This window comes from Paraglaciecola chathamensis S18K6 (genome assembly GCA_000314955.1).
Lineage (GTDB): Bacteria > Pseudomonadota > Gammaproteobacteria > Enterobacterales > Alteromonadaceae > Paraglaciecola > Paraglaciecola chathamensis.
The window spans coordinates 318,273-333,794 of the sequence record BAEM01000007.1; the positions used below are offsets into that span (position 1 = coordinate 318,273).

Annotated in this window: 18 protein-coding genes; 4 read left to right on the forward strand and 14 right to left on the reverse strand. The window is 43.9% G+C overall.

Translation table 11 applies throughout. From position 1 onward, the window contains the following. Positions 1-85: 85 nt before the first annotated feature. From GCHA_RS03135 to rsmI, 3 genes are all read right to left on the reverse strand, one after another. Positions 86-739, reverse strand: coding sequence for a 2OG-Fe(II) oxygenase (locus GCHA_RS03135; protein ID WP_007984941.1), 654 nt, complete (start codon positions 737-739; stop codon positions 86-88). 80 nt (positions 740-819) lie between these two features. After that, positions 820-1,317 carry a 3'-5' exonuclease family protein gene (locus GCHA_RS03140; protein ID WP_007984943.1) on the reverse strand — a complete coding sequence of 166 codons (498 nt, stop codon included), beginning with the start codon at positions 1,315-1,317 and terminating at the stop codon, positions 820-822. 73 nt (positions 1,318-1,390) lie between these two features. Beyond that, positions 1,391-2,230 (reverse strand): 16S rRNA (cytidine(1402)-2'-O)-methyltransferase, encoded by an 840-nt coding sequence (gene rsmI, locus GCHA_RS03145; RefSeq protein ID WP_007984944.1) that lies wholly within the window; start codon positions 2,228-2,230, stop codon positions 1,391-1,393. Between the two features lie 139 nt (positions 2,231-2,369). Here rsmI and GCHA_RS03150 point away from each other — a divergent pair, with 139 nt between their 5' ends. The 4 genes from GCHA_RS03150 to dolP are packed head-to-tail and all read left to right on the forward strand — an operon-like array spanning position 2,370 to position 5,937. Beyond that, a complete protein-coding gene (locus GCHA_RS03150) occupies positions 2,370-4,373 on the forward strand; it encodes a penicillin-binding protein activator (RefSeq protein WP_039992014.1) in 2,004 nt (667 codons plus the stop codon). Then, on the forward strand, positions 4,360-4,734 hold the full coding sequence (locus GCHA_RS03155) for a YraN family protein (RefSeq protein ID WP_007984949.1): 375 nt from the start codon (positions 4,360-4,362) through the stop codon (positions 4,732-4,734). The genes GCHA_RS03150 and GCHA_RS03155 overlap by 14 nt, the downstream gene beginning before the upstream one ends. 26 nt (positions 4,735-4,760) lie before the next feature. After that, a complete protein-coding gene (locus GCHA_RS03160) occupies positions 4,761-5,354 on the forward strand; it encodes a phosphoheptose isomerase (protein ID WP_007984951.1) in 594 nt (197 codons plus the stop codon). A 4-nt stretch (positions 5,355-5,358) separates the two neighbouring features. Next, positions 5,359-5,937, forward strand: coding sequence for a division/outer membrane stress-associated lipid-binding lipoprotein (gene dolP / locus GCHA_RS03165; RefSeq protein WP_007984953.1), 579 nt, complete (start codon positions 5,359-5,361; stop codon positions 5,935-5,937). A 56-nt stretch (positions 5,938-5,993) separates the two neighbouring features. Here dolP and GCHA_RS03170 read toward each other — a convergent pair whose 3' ends face one another. From GCHA_RS03170 to relA, 11 genes are all read right to left on the reverse strand, one after another. Then, positions 5,994-6,425, reverse strand: a complete 432-nt coding sequence (locus GCHA_RS03170) for a ClpXP protease specificity-enhancing factor (RefSeq protein ID WP_007984955.1) — start codon at positions 6,423-6,425, stop codon at positions 5,994-5,996. A 14-nt stretch (positions 6,426-6,439) separates the two neighbouring features. Beyond that, positions 6,440-7,072 carry a stringent starvation protein SspA gene (sspA, locus tag GCHA_RS03175; protein WP_008302051.1) on the reverse strand — a complete coding sequence of 211 codons (633 nt, stop codon included), beginning with the start codon at positions 7,070-7,072 and terminating at the stop codon, positions 6,440-6,442. A gap of 194 nt (positions 7,073-7,266) precedes the next feature. Continuing rightward, positions 7,267-8,001: a cytochrome c1 gene (locus GCHA_RS03180; RefSeq protein WP_007984958.1), complete on the reverse strand. Its 735-nt coding sequence runs from the start codon at positions 7,999-8,001 to the stop codon at positions 7,267-7,269. After that, positions 7,998-9,266 carry a cytochrome b gene (locus GCHA_RS03185; RefSeq protein ID WP_007984960.1) on the reverse strand — a complete coding sequence of 423 codons (1,269 nt, stop codon included), beginning with the start codon at positions 9,264-9,266 and terminating at the stop codon, positions 7,998-8,000. Before GCHA_RS03185 ends, GCHA_RS03180 begins: the two co-directional genes overlap by 4 nt. A gap of 1 nt (position 9,267) precedes the next feature. After that, entirely contained in the window at positions 9,268-9,900 is a 633-nt protein-coding gene (gene petA / locus GCHA_RS03190; RefSeq protein ID WP_007984962.1) for a ubiquinol-cytochrome c reductase iron-sulfur subunit, read from the reverse strand. Between the two features lie 254 nt (positions 9,901-10,154). Continuing rightward, positions 10,155-10,547 (reverse strand): 30S ribosomal protein S9, encoded by a 393-nt coding sequence (gene rpsI / locus GCHA_RS03195; RefSeq protein WP_007984964.1) that lies wholly within the window; start codon positions 10,545-10,547, stop codon positions 10,155-10,157. A 12-nt stretch (positions 10,548-10,559) separates the two neighbouring features. Continuing rightward, the gene (gene rplM / locus GCHA_RS03200; RefSeq protein ID WP_006991012.1) at positions 10,560-10,988 is read right to left on the reverse strand and encodes a 50S ribosomal protein L13; all 429 of its coding nucleotides are present in this window, start codon (positions 10,986-10,988) and stop codon (positions 10,560-10,562) included. Between the two features lie 320 nt (positions 10,989-11,308). Then, the gene (locus GCHA_RS03205; RefSeq protein WP_007984971.1) at positions 11,309-11,896 is read right to left on the reverse strand and encodes a CBS domain-containing protein; all 588 of its coding nucleotides are present in this window, start codon (positions 11,894-11,896) and stop codon (positions 11,309-11,311) included. Between the two features lie 107 nt (positions 11,897-12,003). Beyond that, positions 12,004-12,306: a hypothetical protein gene (locus GCHA_RS03210; RefSeq protein ID WP_007984973.1), complete on the reverse strand. Its 303-nt coding sequence runs from the start codon at positions 12,304-12,306 to the stop codon at positions 12,004-12,006. A 162-nt stretch (positions 12,307-12,468) separates the two neighbouring features. Beyond that, entirely contained in the window at positions 12,469-13,314 is an 846-nt protein-coding gene (mazG, locus tag GCHA_RS03215) for a nucleoside triphosphate pyrophosphohydrolase (protein ID WP_007984975.1), read from the reverse strand. Continuing rightward, on the reverse strand, positions 13,314-15,476 hold the full coding sequence (gene relA, locus GCHA_RS03220; protein ID WP_039991993.1) for a GTP diphosphokinase: 2,163 nt from the start codon (positions 15,474-15,476) through the stop codon (positions 13,314-13,316). Before relA ends, mazG begins: the two co-directional genes overlap by 1 nt. Positions 15,477-15,522 lie beyond the last annotated feature (46 nt).

The window sequence follows — 15,522 nt, forward strand, 5'->3', positions numbered from 1 at the left end:
CTAATTAACAACATTTGGTTCACATCACCCGAAGTTATATTATTTGTATGATTTAATGCAATCATCAATAAGTCGACAGCGGGCACTAACGCGGGGGATCGATTTGCCCACCAATACTGTTATTCGTTCGAAACCAACCAGCGATACTGTAGCGATCCCTTTTAGCCGCGCGGACTTCATGGGGAAATTGTTCACTCAAGAAAATAACACATTGGTTGAAAACAGGCTCTACTATCAAAAATGGTGATACTTCTTCATCATGAAACATGAGTAACTCACCTTGATCAGCTTCGGTCCAATCCGCATTTAAATAGACAACACTACTGAGTAAGCGATTGCTGCTTCCTTTAAAGGCATCCACGTGACGTTTGTAAAAATCCCCGGGGCCATAATGTGCGTAATGACTTTCGTAATCGAATAGGCCGAGAAATAATCGACGATTAATTTCTATGCGCAAATTTTCCATAAGTTTCAAAAACAAGCCTTGAGATTCACTTTGACCCGTTATCCATGCGATGCTGTCACTGCGCACATTGGTATTGACTTGCTGCAGTTGCTCTCTCCCTATAGCGGCTTGTTTGAAATTGAGACGCTGGTCACTGCATGCCTCAAGATATAAGGCATTTATCACTAATTGCGGTAAAAAATCTTGAACGACACAATAACCAGTGATCGTGAGTTGTTCACAAATATGCGCGATCACCTGCTCATCTAAGCAGCCTGCATCGTGTGTTTGCATCTAGTATGGAATCCTAATGAAGTGGCGCAGCGGCCATGGGGTTAAGTACTGAGAGAGATGCCAATCATTGGCATGTAAGTTTATAAGTTTCGTGTCGCTAGATAAGTTTGTAAAATAATCGCAGCATCATGACTTGCACGATGACGTTTCGCTTTGGTTTGAGACAAAATACGCGATTTTGTTTCGTGCCAGTTATCCATCTGTCGTTCATTCAAAATTATGTCTAACTGGCTCAACTCAAAAGCCATGCGCATACCTGCACTTTCATATAGGCGTGATAACCATGGGCTGTCCACCACCCAGCCGTCGGAATATGCAGTTCTTCCAGATAAGAGTTGATTGAGTTCAATACACACTTGTTGCACTGGTGCACCTTTTTCAAGCAACATACTGCGACTGATCCCATGCAGACCTTGTGCTTCTTCGCTCCAATGTTGCCAATCAGTCTGCGGGCGAATAAGACGACAAAAGCGCGTGTCATTGTCCATCGCCACACCTACCTCAATAGGGTAACTGGTTGCTCCAAACCCACTGGCCTCGATATCGAGGATAATAGGTGAATTCACGCTACTACGCACTAAAATTAAACTCCAATTGCTCCAACGATTTTCGTTACGCTATGTCTTTAAATTCATTTCTATGAACTCGATATTACTGATCAAACGCTAAACCCACTTGATAAAGCGTATTCTTTTTCAGGCCATATTGCTGGGCGACAACTGCAGCGGCTTTCTTAGGAGGCAGTTCGGCCATCAATAATTTAAGCAACTTCAATGCCTCTTCTGGAATGTCATTAACATCCATTTTATGCCCAGCAACCATTAACACAAACTCTCCGCGCTGATGATTCGAATCGGCATGAAGCCAGTCAAGTGCCTCACCTGCGCTGCCCGAGTAAAAGGTTTCAAACGCTTTACTCAACTCTTTAGCTAGCACAACGCGGCGTTCACAGCCTAGTACATCAACGATAGCTTGCAAGGTATCTGCAATTCTTCGCGGTGATTCATAAAATACGCTAGTTGCCGTTTCACGTTCGATAGATTCAAGTGCTTGAGCCTTGGCTTGTTGTTTAGCAGGTAAAAAGCCTTCAAAGCGAAATCTATCTGTCGCCAATCCCGCCCCGCTTAATGCCGTTATCGCAGCACATGCGCCTGGCAATGGAATAACCTCTAGGTTATTCGCTCGGCACTGATTCACTAAACCGTACCCTGGGTCACTTATCAGCGGGGTTCCAGCGTCTGAAATTAGCGCGATGTTCATCCCTTGCTGCATCTTTTCAATGAGCTGCGTTGCCCGCTGGCTTTCATTATGGTCATGCAAAGAAATTAAGCGTGTGGAAATATCAAAATGCTGTAAGAGTTTTTGGCTATGACGCGTATCTTCAGCGGCAATCAAATCCACTTCTTTTAAGGTTCGAATTGCGCGTAAAGTAATATCTTCTAAATTTCCAATCGGCGTTGGAACAATAAACAAACTTCCGAAATCTGCCACTTTGTATGCCTTTTAACAATGTTGTCGCCATTTTACCTTGTAACTTCCCGTTTCCCTACGCCCTGTGCAGGTAGATATTTGTCAGCGTTGGTATAAACTAACGGGCGAATTATCAAGATGTTAGATGAGTGCACTTTTAATGAAATTAATCAGGTCGGTAGTGGTTGTTAGCCTAGTCGTTTTTATGGCCTCGTGCGCAGATACGCCAAACAAAAAACACACGGTAAAACGCCCAGATACTAAGGTAGTGCAACCTGACCAAGAGCTTAACAGTCAATATTACCTAAACCAAGCGCAACGTCAGTATGACGCCAGCGGGGACATCACCCAACGTAACAGCTTATTATTACAGGCTGCTGCTTCGCTTCAGCACGAAAAAAACTGTAATGCCAGTATCAAGCTACTGAATATTTTAACGCCTGAACTTATCCATCCAGATCATCAGCCTCAAGCCCAGTTGCTCCTTGCGCAGTGCTATATGCAGCTACCCACCCCTGCAGTAGCACAAGCACAGAAACTAATAACTAGGTTATCTAAAAGCCAGCAAGACCCAGCTCAAATCAGTGCCTTACAGGCACGTATTGATGAGTATCAGCACGCTTGGCTGGCAGCCAGTGAAAACTTAATAGCAGCAGGTAATCTAGACCAAGAGCATAGCTTACGCTTGTGGCACGCAATCGGTAACCTAACGAGCAAGCAAGACAAGCAAGCTGTTATCAATGAACCTAGGCTAAAATCATGGATCGAACTCAAGGCGATTGTTCAGCAGCAAGGGACACATCCTGAGAAACTTAAAACACAGGTAAATCAGTGGCAAGCCAAGCATGCTTCTCATCCGTTGGCGAATTTATTGCCTGACACATTACTAAGCGCCATGGCGCAAAAAGCGATTTCACCCAAACGTTTAGCGGTACTACTTCCACTTACTGGACGCTTAGCAAGTCAAGGAAATGCGATTAAGGATGGCGTCGTCGCTGCTTATTTAGCGCAATTAAATGAACCCGCCGGATTCAGTAACGAGTCCACTCTTACCAATGTAGAGCTACAGTTTTTCGATTCAGCCTTAAAAACACCTGAAGAGTTAAAAGCGCTCGTAGCTGATTTTGATGTGATTATAGGCCCCTTATTAAAGGAAAAAATTGCTAAGCTCATTACTTTACTGCCCGAAGATAAGTCTGTTTTAGCGTTAAACCGCATCGACTCAATAGTCAGCAATATGCCTGCTTCACACCTAGTGGATTCTAATCTAAGCCTAGCGGATTCAGCTGAAAACACGGCAGCGAGCGAGCCATTGCCCCTACAGGTGCAATCACAGCAAGACGCAGACCTCAGCGATGCTATGCCACAAAACAAGGCGCCTGAGGTGTACTACTTTTCCCTCGCCCCAGAAGATGAAGCGATTCAACTGGCAAAACATATACATACGTTAGGCTTTCGCCACCCCATCGTGTTGGCTGCGGACACCAGTACCACTCAGCGTATGTCTGACGCGTTTGTTAAGCAATGGCAACACAACGCACAGCAGCAAGACTACGTGGCGCCTGCGACTGGTACCTTCACCGACAGTAAAAATATGCGTAAGCTCGTATCTGAATTGTTGGATGTCGCGCAAAGTCGCCAAAGAGTGAGGCAGATTGAGTTACTTACCACCACCGAAGTGTATGCCGTGGAGCGAAACCGGCGCGATGTGGACGCCATTATTCTATTCGCAAATCCTGAACAAACTGAACTGCTTAATCCTATTATTGAGTCAAGTCTGAGCCCTTTTGCTGCCCGTGAAATCTCTGTTTTCGCCTCTTCAAGAAGCTATACCCTTGAGCTAACTAAAAACAGTATACGAGATTTACGCAACCTCACGTTTATTGATATGCCGTGGATGATGCCAAATAACCCTTGGCCTGCGCTCGCGAAAGACGTACGAGCACTGTGGCCACAAAGCCAGGATAACCTATTACGCTTATTCGCTTTAGGCTATGACGCCTACAATTTAGTGCCTAAATTACGCCACTTAAAACTTTTACCCATTGCATCTGTTCAAGGGCTAAGTGGTGATTTAAGTATTAGCGCTGACGGCGAAATTCATCGCGTATTACCCTGGGCTAAGGTTGCACAAGATAGGATCACTCCACTTGCCATGGACTAACCCTTTACGCTCATTGAGCAAGGGTGCGCAGGGTGAAGCTCGCGCACTAACCTATTTACAGCAGCAAGGGTTAGCTCTAGTTACACAAAATTACCGATGCCGAAGCGGCGAAATTGATATTATTATGCGCGATGGTCAAGAACTGGTTTTTGTAGAAGTAAAATTTCGCAGCGGCCAGCAATTTGGCAGTGCAGTAGAATTCTTTCATCCACATAAAAGAAGAAAGTTTGAATCAGCGATTCAGCACTACATGCTCGACAATCAGCTTAACCCTTCGTTAATCGCGCATAGAATTGATATAGTCGGCATAGATGTATTGAGTAACAATCATGATAAAATCAGTTGGTTAAAGTATGTATAGCCACAATAAAATGCACCGGAGCATGAATGTTAGAAAGCGTTAAAGCGAATTTTACTGAGAGCATTCAAACCATGATTGCCTCATTAGAGGAATTACCTGAGCCAATTGCCCTTGCAACACAAATGATGGTCAATGCCCTCATCAACGGGAATAAAATACTCACCTGTGGTAATGGCGGCTCTGGGGCGCATGCACAAAGCTTTTCATCCCAAATGCTAAACCGATATGAGCGAGAAAGGCCGAGCCTACCCGCTATTGCCCTAAGTACAGATACATCCACTATTACCTCGATTGCAAATGACGAAAGTTACGATGAGGTGTTCTCCAAACAAGTACGCGCCCTAGGACAAGCTGGAGATATCTTACTCGCCATATCGCCTAATGGTGCCTCAAGAAATGTTATTAGTGCCATGGAAGCAGCTTTGAGCCGAGATATGACAATTGTTGCATTAACCGGCCAAGACGGCGGAGAAATGGCCGGCTTACTTGGCCCTAACGATGTTGAAATCAGAGTTCCGTCAAGTAGAGCTGTGCGTATTCATGAAGTACATCTTTTGGTTATTCATAACTTATGCGAAGGAATAGACGATTGCCTATTTCCAGAAACCTCACAGGAATAATGACGTGTTAAATTACCATTCAAAATTACTCATTGGCGCTTTGTTAACGCTTACTCTTTTGCAAGGCTGCGCAGCCTTAGTGGTAGGCGCCGGTGTGGGAGCTGCTTCGGCCGCCCACGATCGTCGCTCTTTGGGGACTCAACTAGACGATAAGACAGTATCGAGCCGCATATCTATTGCCTTATCTGATAATAAAGCGATTGACGAGCAAGCTAATATCCACGTTCATGTTTTCAATGGCTCTGTACTGTTAGTCGGTCAAGCGCCCAGTGAAACGCTAATCAATCAAGCACAAGTCGCGGCAACATCGGTCAAAAACATTGAAAAACTGCATAACCAAATTCGTTTGGGATCTCCGGTATCGGCAAGCACCACAACACACGACGTGTGGTTAACATCAAAAATTAAAGCGAACTTAGTGGCCGACAAACGTATTGACGGTTTTCATATTCACGTTGCTGTAGAAAATTCAGAAGTCTTTTTGATGGGTTTAGTTAGTACTAAGGAAGCAGAAATCGCGGCGACCATAGCGCGCAATATTGACGGGGTAAAACAAGTCATTAAAGCGTTTGAGTATTTATAATCCGAAAATAAAAAAGGTGCCATTTGGCACCTTTTTTTGACTTAGTATCGGCTAACTTACTTAACAATCGTTAAATTGGGTTTGCCCTTCTTGCCTTTACTCGGTGCTGACTTGGGATCAGGTGTATCTGAGGATTGAACCGGCGTCGGCATTAAATCACTACCATCACCTTCAAAATCATCTTCCGGTGTAAACACCGTGCCTGCACCATTTTCTTTAGCATATATGGCCAACACAGCCTTACAAGGTACAACGATATTACGTGGTACACCGCCAAAGCGAGCATCGAAGGTTATTTCCTCATTACCCAGTAATAACTTGCCACAAGATGCAGGAGACACGTTAAGCACTATCTGACCATCGCGTACATGTTCTTGAGGCACCAAAGTACCTGATACATGCGCATCAACCACAATGTAGGGCGTCAAATTGTTATCCACAATCCATTCATAGAATGCACGGAGTAAATAAGGTTGATTTGATGTCATATTGTCACTTCCCACTAAAGAGGGTTATGAATTTCGCGTTCTTGGTCGGTCAAAGAGGCTTTGAACGAACTTCTTTCAAAAATACGATTCATGTAAGTACGTACATCTTTCGCACCATTTCCAGTCAATTCAATACCAAGCGAAGGTAAACGCCATAATAGCGGTGCTAGGTAGCAATCAACCAAACTGAATTCTTCACTCATGAAGAAAGGTGTTTCTGCAAATAATGGCGCTAAGCTTAACAAGGCTTCGCGTAACTCATTACGCGCAGTTGCTACATCGCCTTTACCCGCTAGAATTTGCTCTGCAAGCACGTACCAGTCATTCTGAATACGATGCATAGTCAAACGGCTTTGGCCACGAGATACAGGGTATACAGGCATCAATGGAGGGTGAGGAAAACGTTCATCCAAGTATTCCATGATGATATGAGAATTATAAAGCACTAGCTCTCTATCTACCAAGGTGGGAACTGTGCCATATGGATTCAAATCAATTAAATCTTCAGACAGATTGTTCTTCTCAATATAGCTGATTTCAACTCCCACACCTTTCTCAGCAAGTACAATTCGCACTTGATGACTATAAATATCAATGGTGTCTGAGAACAACGTCATGATAGAACGTTTATTTGTGGCTACAGCCATTAAGCTTCCTCCTAAATTCAGATTTTCTGCTGTCTTTATTTCATTAAAAAACATCTGGAAAACCCAATTATTACTATTTTAACGCCTTAAGTAAGGTCATATTAATAGCAAAACGGTAAATTAATCTACCAGTGATAAGAAAGGGGCGCTGAGCCCCTTAAAATTTTGCGGATTATACATTAACTTTTGTTGAATTAATGCACATCTCTCCAATAATCTTTCTTGAGCAAGTAAATAAGTACAAAGAATACCAATAAGAAGACCAATACCCAACGGCCGATACTTTCAGACTCTAAACGTGATGGCTCACCGGTATAAACCAGGTAATTCACTAAGTCTAAAACAGCGCTGTCATATTCTTCTGGGCTTAACTCCCCAGTACCATCAGACTTGATACCCACATAACGATCAACCATTTCGCCGTCGACCATATGCTGCTCAGTTGTTTTGCGCGGCAGACCTTGTAGCTCTTGCAACACATGAGGCATCCCCACTTCTGGGAACACTAAGTTGTTCACACCGAATGGGCGGCTTTCGTCAACGTAGAAAGTGCGTAAGTAGGTATACAACCAATCAGCACCACGTACACGTGCAACTAAGGTTAAGTCTGGAGGTGGAGCACCAAACCACTTAGCAGCCGACTCAGAAGGCATACCATTTTTGATAAACTCGCCTGGTTTTTCGCCAGTGAATTGCAAGTTTTCTTGACCAAGCTCAACGGGAATACCTAAATCGGCAAACGCACGCTGATAGCGTTGGTACTGCATTTGGTGACAACCTAAACAGTAATTTTGGAAGAGTTTGGCACCGTTTTGCAACGATGCTTTGTCGGTTAAATCATAGTTAGCGGTGTCTAAATGTACACCACCACCTGCTGCAAACACTGCATTTGGCAATAAAAATGCTAAAACGAGTATTAACTTCTTCATCCTGTAATCCTCGCTGGAACTGGCTTAGTTTTTTCATTCTTGCTGTAAATCCACAGTAAGAAGAAGAAACCGAAGTACATTATGGTCAAAATTTGCGAAGCAATAATTTTCCAAGCTTCTTGTGGTGTGCCACCTAAATACCCAAGGAAGATAAACACGCCGGCAAATACGATCAGGTTCCAACGGTGTAAGCCGCAACGGTAGCGCCAAGACTTAACACGTCCTCGGTCAATCCAAGGAAGCAATGCAAGCGCAACAATCGCCGCAAACATACAAATTACACCACCAAGTTTATGAGGCACCGCTTTCAAAATCGCATAGAAAGGCGTGAAGTACCAAACAGGGAAAATGTGCTCAGGTGTTTTAAGCGGGTTAGCAATCTCAAAGTTAGGATGCTCTAAGAAGTAGCCCCCCATTCCTGGGTTAAAGAACATAACGTAACAGAACGCAATCAAGAACAAGCTAAACGCAACCAGATCTTTTAACACAATGTGCGGGAAGAAAGGCACAATGTCATCGACAATATCGTACTTACTTGTGTAGTACTCATGCATCTTAAACTTGGTTTTTTCTTCTTCTGTTAGCGAGCCCTTCTTACGCTTAACATCGGTGCCGTCAGGGTTATTTGAGCCCACTTCATGAAGTGCCACTATATGCAAAAACACCAGAATAACGATAACGAGAGGTAGCGCAATAACATGCAAAGCGAAGAATCGATTTAATGTTGCCCCAGAGATAACGTAGTCACCTTGAATCCAAATAACTAAGTCTGGACCAATAACAGGAATAGCACTGAACAAAGATACGATTACTTGTGCGCCCCAATATGACATTTGACCCCAAGGTAATACATACCCCATGAATGCTTCAGCCATTAGTGCCAAGTAAATGAACATACCAAACAACCACAGTAGCTCACGTGGTTTCTGGTAAGAACCGTAAATCATGCCACGGAACATGTGCAGATAAACCACAATAAAGAACGCTGAAGCGCCTGTACTGTGCATGTAACGTAATATCCAACCGTATTCAACATCACGCATGATGTATTCAACCGAAGCGAATGCGCGCTCAGCTGAAGGCTCAAAACTCATGGTTAACCAAATACCGGTCACCAACTGATTTACTAGTACGATGGTGGCTAAAAAGCCAAACACGTACCAAAAGTTCATGTTGCGCGGTGCGGGGTATTGAATCGCATGCATGTTAGCCACACGCATAATGGGTAAGCGATATTCAATCCAATCCATTAAATTTTTGAACATGTTATGCCGCCCCTTCTTCGGAACCAATCAAGATGGTGTTGTCATCTATATACATATACGGTGGAACAACCAAGTTAAGAGGTGCAGGAACATTATTAAATACACGGCCAGCCATATCAAATTTTGAACCATGACATGGACAATGGAAGCCCTCAGGAACACCTTCAACGTATTCTTCAAATGCACCATCTTTTAGATGCTGAGGTGAACAACCCAGGTGAGTACAGATACCCACTAGCACTGAGTATTCTGGTTTAATCGAACGATATGAATTTCGAGCAAACTCAGGCTGCTGATCTTGTTCAGAGTTAGGATCTTTCAACAAATCATCAATTTGGGTCAATGAGTCAAGTAATTCGGGTGTACGTCTGGTGATCCAAACTGGCTTACTGCGCCAAATCACGCGAATAAGCTGCCCAGGCTCGATTTTACTTATATCTGCTTCTACATCAGCACCTGCTGCTCGTGCTTTCACGCTTGGGTTCCATGACCCGATGAAAGGTATAGCAGCACCTGCGACACCGACACCACCGACAACAGACGTAGCGACAGTCAAAAAGCGACGTCGGTTATTGTCTTGCGGTTGGTTTTCGGTAACAGACGAATCATTCGCATCTAATGATACATTGCTCATCCAATAATCTCCGAGGGTTGAATTTGCTCATACTTCTTTGTCAAAAGCTTTAAATAGCTTACGTACTAAAAGAAGTTATAGTTTTGTCATTAACCGAAAATGATAAAAGAAAACCCACAATAAATACAAGGAATTCGTCAATAAAACAAAGAAATACCGAGACTTAAGAGGGAAATTTGTACAAGACGGCGTTTTAGCCGAATAACGGCCAAAAAAAACCCGGCAATCGCCGGGTTTCGAATTCGTAAAAACGATTAACGTTTTGAGAACTGTGGACGCTTACGCGCTTTATGTAGACCCACTTTCTTACGCTCAACTTTACGTGCATCACGGGTTACGAAACCAGCTTTGCGTAGAGAAGGACGAAGTGTCTCATCAAATTCCATCAACGCACGAGTGATACCGTGACGGATAGCGCCAGCTTGGCCACTGATTCCGCCGCCAGCTACTGTGACGTAAAGATCGAATTTTTCAGTCATCTCAACCAATTCAAGTGGTTGACGAACAATCATTCGTGCTGTTTCACGACCGAAGAATTCATCTAGAGGACGTTTGTTAACGATGATGTTACCACTACCTGCACGAAGGAAAACACGAGCGGTAGAGCTTTTGCGGCGACCAGTGCCGTAGTATTGAGTATCTGCCATTTTCTATGCTCCTTAAATGTCTAAGACTTGAGGCTGTTGAGCAGCGTGTTTATGCTCAGGACCAGCGAAGACTTTCATTTTGCGGAACATATCGCGTCCAAGAGGACCTTTTGGCAACATACCTTTAACCGCTTTTTCAATGATCATCTCTGGCTTGAAGGCTTGTAACTTCTCAAAGTTAGTCTCTTTAAGACCGCCTGGGTAACCAGTGTGAGAGTAGTACATTTTACCTTTGGCTTTGTTGCCAGTAACAACTACTTTCTCTGCGTTGATCACAACAATGTAATCCCCTGTGTCCACATGAGGTGTGTACTCAGGCTTATGCTTTCCGCGTAAACGGCTAGCAATTTCAGTCGCTAAGCGACCTAGTGTTTTGTCTGCGGCGTCTACCACATACCATTCACGTTTTACCGTTTCAGGTTTTGCAACAAAAGTTTTCATCTAATATTACCCAAAAAATATATGTCTAAATGTTACGTTGTTTCTGTTATTTCAAACCGAGGTTTGCAACCACAGAAACCGCTAAAATCAATACCATGACCCCTTCGAGTCGTATGATTCTTCCACTTTCCCAAAGTGGGTGTAACTGGGCAGGGCGCGAATTATACAGATGTTTTCATTAAACGCGAGCAGAAATTGCGCATTTTTATTAGGAATTAACAAGAAAAATAATCACAACTTGCTATGAGCAGCGGGCATTACAGGGGATTTGCCTCGGCACAAATCCTCTGTAAAGGCACAAGGTTCATAGCGAATTTATGCTATCCGTACGCTTTAAATAAAGGGGCTTCACTATACACTTCGTTGAATATGTCGAAAAAGCTTGGGCTGACGCTCAAATTCATCGCAATTCCTAAGCCTTTGGCCAAATCACTGGCTGAAACAATGCCCCGTATCTGATGCTCCTCACTATCAACCACCAAGCAGTGTTGCAAGCCGTTGGTTTTAAGCATTCCTACTACGTCACCAACACTCGAACGTTGTAATTCTCGATATAAGATGACTTTTAAATCTTCTTTACCGCGCATAAAGTGACGCACGCAGAGATCAGGTCTTTCGATACCTGAGGCAATACGCTTTATTTTCTCCTGATCGTTTAAATCATCCAGGCTGATAACACCGATAAATTTATTGCTAGTGTCTAAAACAATTTTAAGACGCACTTTCTCTTCAATCATACGCTGTTCCACTTCAGAAATAGGCGTATCGGCTTGAATAACTATCGGTTTCGTTTTTTTGAAATCAGTAAATACGGAGGTCGCTGGCGATTCTAAGTTAATGCCTTGAAACGTTTCAGGCCATGCTAATTCATCTAATTGGTTTAGTTCGTAAAGGGCTATATTTTTCATGATCTTCTTCCTAAACCTTAATGCCGGTCTAACCCACATTAAGATTTTTTTAATTAATTTATTTACACCATTGCGAAGAGCAATGCGTGAACCGAATGATGGATAAATTAACCAGCGGAAGGAGGCGCTCTAATACTGCTAGCGTCGTAAGTGGAACGAAATGAAGGCTGGCCAGAGTTAATGTAGCCAGTTTGTTTGGCTTTATTGGGCAACTCAGGAAGCGTAAAGCCAATATAGAAGTGCTCATCGCGATCATCAGCTTCTTGGGATAATTGCAATGATTGAGACTCAAATGCGTCTGATAACAACGCACTGCGTTCGATATTTACATTGCCACTGCTCGCCGCTCGTCCCTCAACGCTGAGTAACGAGAACAATAAAGGTAATAACAGGACAAGAAACTTATTCATAATCTAACGCGATTAATTAAACGCAACACCTCACAAGCTTAAATATTAATTAGTTTGTACACTCAACTTAAATCTACACCGAGTGGCTAAAAAGTGAAATCAAAGTTTGTAACAAGGAGCAACAAAGCGAATCACCCTCGATGCTGATCTTTAGGCCATAAGTCACTTGGAAAGTCCTTTCGCTTGCTGCCAAAAGGTTTCTAACTCATCTAGGCTTGTTTCATGAACCGCTTGCCCTTTTTGTTGGGCAATAAGTTCAACCTGCCTAAAGCGTTGCTCGAATTTATTCGATGCTCTGCGCAAAGCAGTTTGTGCATCCACATTGACGTGACGAGCTAAATTCACAACAGAAAAAAGCACATCTCCGATTTCATCCTCAATCGCAGCTTGCTCTGGGTTAGGGGCATCGACTTCAGCCATCACCTCTTCAATTTCTTCTTGTAGCTTGTCCAATACTGGCTGTAACTCTGGCCAGTCGAAACCCGATTTTGCGCACTTTTGCTGGAGTTTTTGTGCTCGAAGCAGAGGGGACATGCCTTTAGGCACGTGGGCTAAAATACTGTTGTCTGTGGACTTACCGGCGGCCATGCGTTCTTGCGCTTTGATCTTCTCCCATTGCCCCTTTTCAACCGACGCGACACTACCACTTTCATCAGCGAAAATATGTGGATGCCGGCGGCGTAACTTAGCACAAATCCCTTTTACCACATCATCAAACGCAAAGGCTTCTTGCTCTTGTGCCATTTGTGCATAAAAGACAACTTGAAAGAGTAAATCTCCTAGTTCATCTCGAATGTCTGTCATATCGCCTTTATCGATGGCGTCAGCAACCTCATAGGCCTCTTCAATCGTATAGGGCACTATGCTGGCAAACGTTTGCTGTTTATCCCAGTCACAACCATGCTTAGGATCACGTAAGGTACGCATAATGCTAAGCAACTCGCTTAATGCACTTTCACTAGAGCTGCCGACTTTATCATTTGTATCTTGTGGCGAAAAAGAGGTCATTAATTATCCGTACGCTGAACCATAGAGACACCTTTAATGCCTTCGATTCGACTCATCACGCGTGACAGGCTTTTTAAATCTTTTAGCTCTAAGCGCAAGGAAATACGGGCCATACCAAATTTGACGTCACTGGCACTATTCACCCCTAACAGCCCTACTTTTTCATTAGCTAACACCGTAGTGATATCTCGTAATAAGCCGTCTCTGTCGCTGCAAAATACCTGCACATAAGTTTGAAATGACGCGTTGATGTTACTCGCCCAATCCACATCTATTTCACGTTCTGGGTGCTGTTCAAGTAAGTGGCTTAGCTGGTCGCAGTCTTCTCTGTGTACACTAACCCCACGTCCTTGCGTTATGTATCCTTGTATCGACTCACCTGGCAAAGGCTGGCAACAACCAGCAATTTGGGTCATCAAATTACCGACCCCTTCAACCACAACCGTATCTTTCTTAAATTTGCTCGATTGCGGTTTTTTGGGCTTGATCCTTGGGTCAATTTCGGTGGGAGGCACATGCAGTTGTTGTAGATAGTGCACCACTTGCATTAAGCGAATATCACCTGCGCCTATGGCGGCATACAAATCATCTGCGGTGTTCATGTTATACCGCGTGCAAGCTTGAGCGATATCTTTGCTATCGATGCCGGCTTTTTGTAATTCCCGCTCAAATATTTCCTTACCAGCCGCAAGATTCTTGTCTTTGTCTTGTTTTTTAAAGTAGGTATGAATTTTCGCCCGCGCTCGTGACGAGTGAACATAGCCAAGACCAGGATGCATCCAGTCGCGACTGGGGTTAAGCTCTTTTCCGGTTAAAATGTCAACCTGATCACCGGTTCGTAGCTCGTAAGTGAATGGAACGATACGCCCACCCACCTTGGCACCAATGCATCTGTGGCCCACGTTACTATGAATATAATAGGCAAAATCTAACGGTGTAGACCCAAGAGGTAAATCAACCACGTCCCCTTTTGGTGTAAAGACATACACGCGATCATCAAACACTTGGCTGCGCAGCTCTTCGACCAAATCCCCTGACTCAGCCACTTCTTCTTGCCATAACAGAATTTTACGCAACCAATTAATACGCTCCTCGTAGCCTGAACGGCTGCTGCTAGTGCCTTCTTTGTAACGCCAATGGGCAGCAACACCTAGTTCAGCATCTTGGTGCATTTGGGCGGTGCGAATTTGAATCTCTACGGTCTTTTCTTCTTTTCCAAGGGCTACCGTATGGATAGATTGATAACCGTTCGGTTTGGGAGTTGCAATATAATCATCAAACTCTCGAGGAATGTGCTGCCAATTAGAATGCACTACACCTAATGCACCGTAGCAATCTTGCAAACGATCAGCGATCACCCGCACAGCACGAATATCAAATAACTGTTCAAAACTAAGGTGCTTTTTCTGCATCTTCTTCCAGATGCTATAAATATGCTTGGGTCGACCATACACCTTAGCTTTAATGTTTTGTGCGTCTAGCGCCGCCTGAAGCTCTTGCACAAAATCTTCAATGTACTGCTGGCGATCAGTTCGCCGTTCATCCAATAAATTGGCAATTTGCATATAGGTTTCTGGGCGCAAATAACGAAACGACAAGTCTTCCAGTTCCCATTTCAGCTGGCCTATGCCCAACCGGTTCGCAAGGGGGGCATATATGTTTGAACACTCACGCGCTACTAACACACGGGTTTCTTCATCTTGGGTTTTGACTTGCTGCAGAGCGCAAATTCTCTCCGCGAGTTTGATGACTACGGCGCGCACGTCTTCCACCATGGCAAGTAACATGCGCCGTACATTATCTATTTGTTCTTCGTCATTTTTACGGGTGCTGTTTGCTCTGGTGTGCAAAGATTTAATTGCATCCATGCGCCTAACGCCGGTGATGAGCTTTTGAATTCCCGTGCCAAAACGCTCTTCTATTTGGGTTTCGGTTAATTCATGGGTTTGACAGTAAGGATAGACAAGTGAGGCCTGAAGCGTTTCATCATCCATATGTAATTCGTGCAGAATTTCCACCATCTCCTGCCCTACCAAGAGGATTTCCGGCGTGTCGGAGACTTCTCTGAGTTTATGCTTGCACTCATCAGAAAGGGATAGAGAATCTAACCACTCGTCAAAAGGAGGCCGTTTGGATTCATGGACTTTGCGGATAGCAACCATAACGTATCCTTGTACTCAATAGCGTTAAAACCCACGCATTTGCCTA

Bases quoted from the DNA above. Each gene is read 5' to 3' on its own strand.
- relA (WP_039991993.1), bottom strand. From the start codon at position 15,476: ATGGTTGCTATCCGCAAAGTCCATGAATCCAAACGGCCTCCTTTTGAC.
- GCHA_RS03160 (WP_007984951.1), top strand. From the start codon at position 4,761: ATGTTAGAAAGCGTTAAAGCGAATTTTACTGAGAGCATTCAAACCATG.
- rpsI (WP_007984964.1), bottom strand. From the start codon at position 10,547: ATGGCAGATACTCAATACTACGGCACTGGTCGCCGCAAAAGCTCTACC.
- GCHA_RS03170 (WP_007984955.1), bottom strand. From the start codon at position 6,425: ATGACATCAAATCAACCTTATTTACTCCGTGCATTCTATGAATGGATT.
- GCHA_RS03135 (WP_007984941.1), bottom strand. From the start codon at position 739: ATGCAAACACACGATGCAGGCTGCTTAGATGAGCAGGTGATCGCGCAT.
- GCHA_RS03180 (WP_007984958.1), bottom strand. From the start codon at position 8,001: ATGAAGAAGTTAATACTCGTTTTAGCATTTTTATTGCCAAATGCAGTG.
- GCHA_RS03205 (WP_007984971.1), bottom strand. From the start codon at position 11,896: ATGAAAAATATAGCCCTTTACGAACTAAACCAATTAGATGAATTAGCA.
- rplM (WP_006991012.1), bottom strand. From the start codon at position 10,988: ATGAAAACTTTTGTTGCAAAACCTGAAACGGTAAAACGTGAATGGTAT.
- GCHA_RS03185 (WP_007984960.1), bottom strand. From the start codon at position 9,266: ATGTTCAAAAATTTAATGGATTGGATTGAATATCGCTTACCCATTATG.
- mazG (WP_007984975.1), bottom strand. From the start codon at position 13,314: ATGACCTCTTTTTCGCCACAAGATACAAATGATAAAGTCGGCAGCTCT.
- GCHA_RS03150 (WP_039992014.1), top strand. From the start codon at position 2,370: ATGAAATTAATCAGGTCGGTAGTGGTTGTTAGCCTAGTCGTTTTTATG.
- petA (WP_007984962.1), bottom strand. From the start codon at position 9,900: ATGAGCAATGTATCATTAGATGCGAATGATTCGTCTGTTACCGAAAAC.
- sspA (WP_008302051.1), bottom strand. From the start codon at position 7,072: ATGGCTGTAGCCACAAATAAACGTTCTATCATGACGTTGTTCTCAGAC.
- GCHA_RS03210 (WP_007984973.1), bottom strand. From the start codon at position 12,306: ATGAATAAGTTTCTTGTCCTGTTATTACCTTTATTGTTCTCGTTACTC.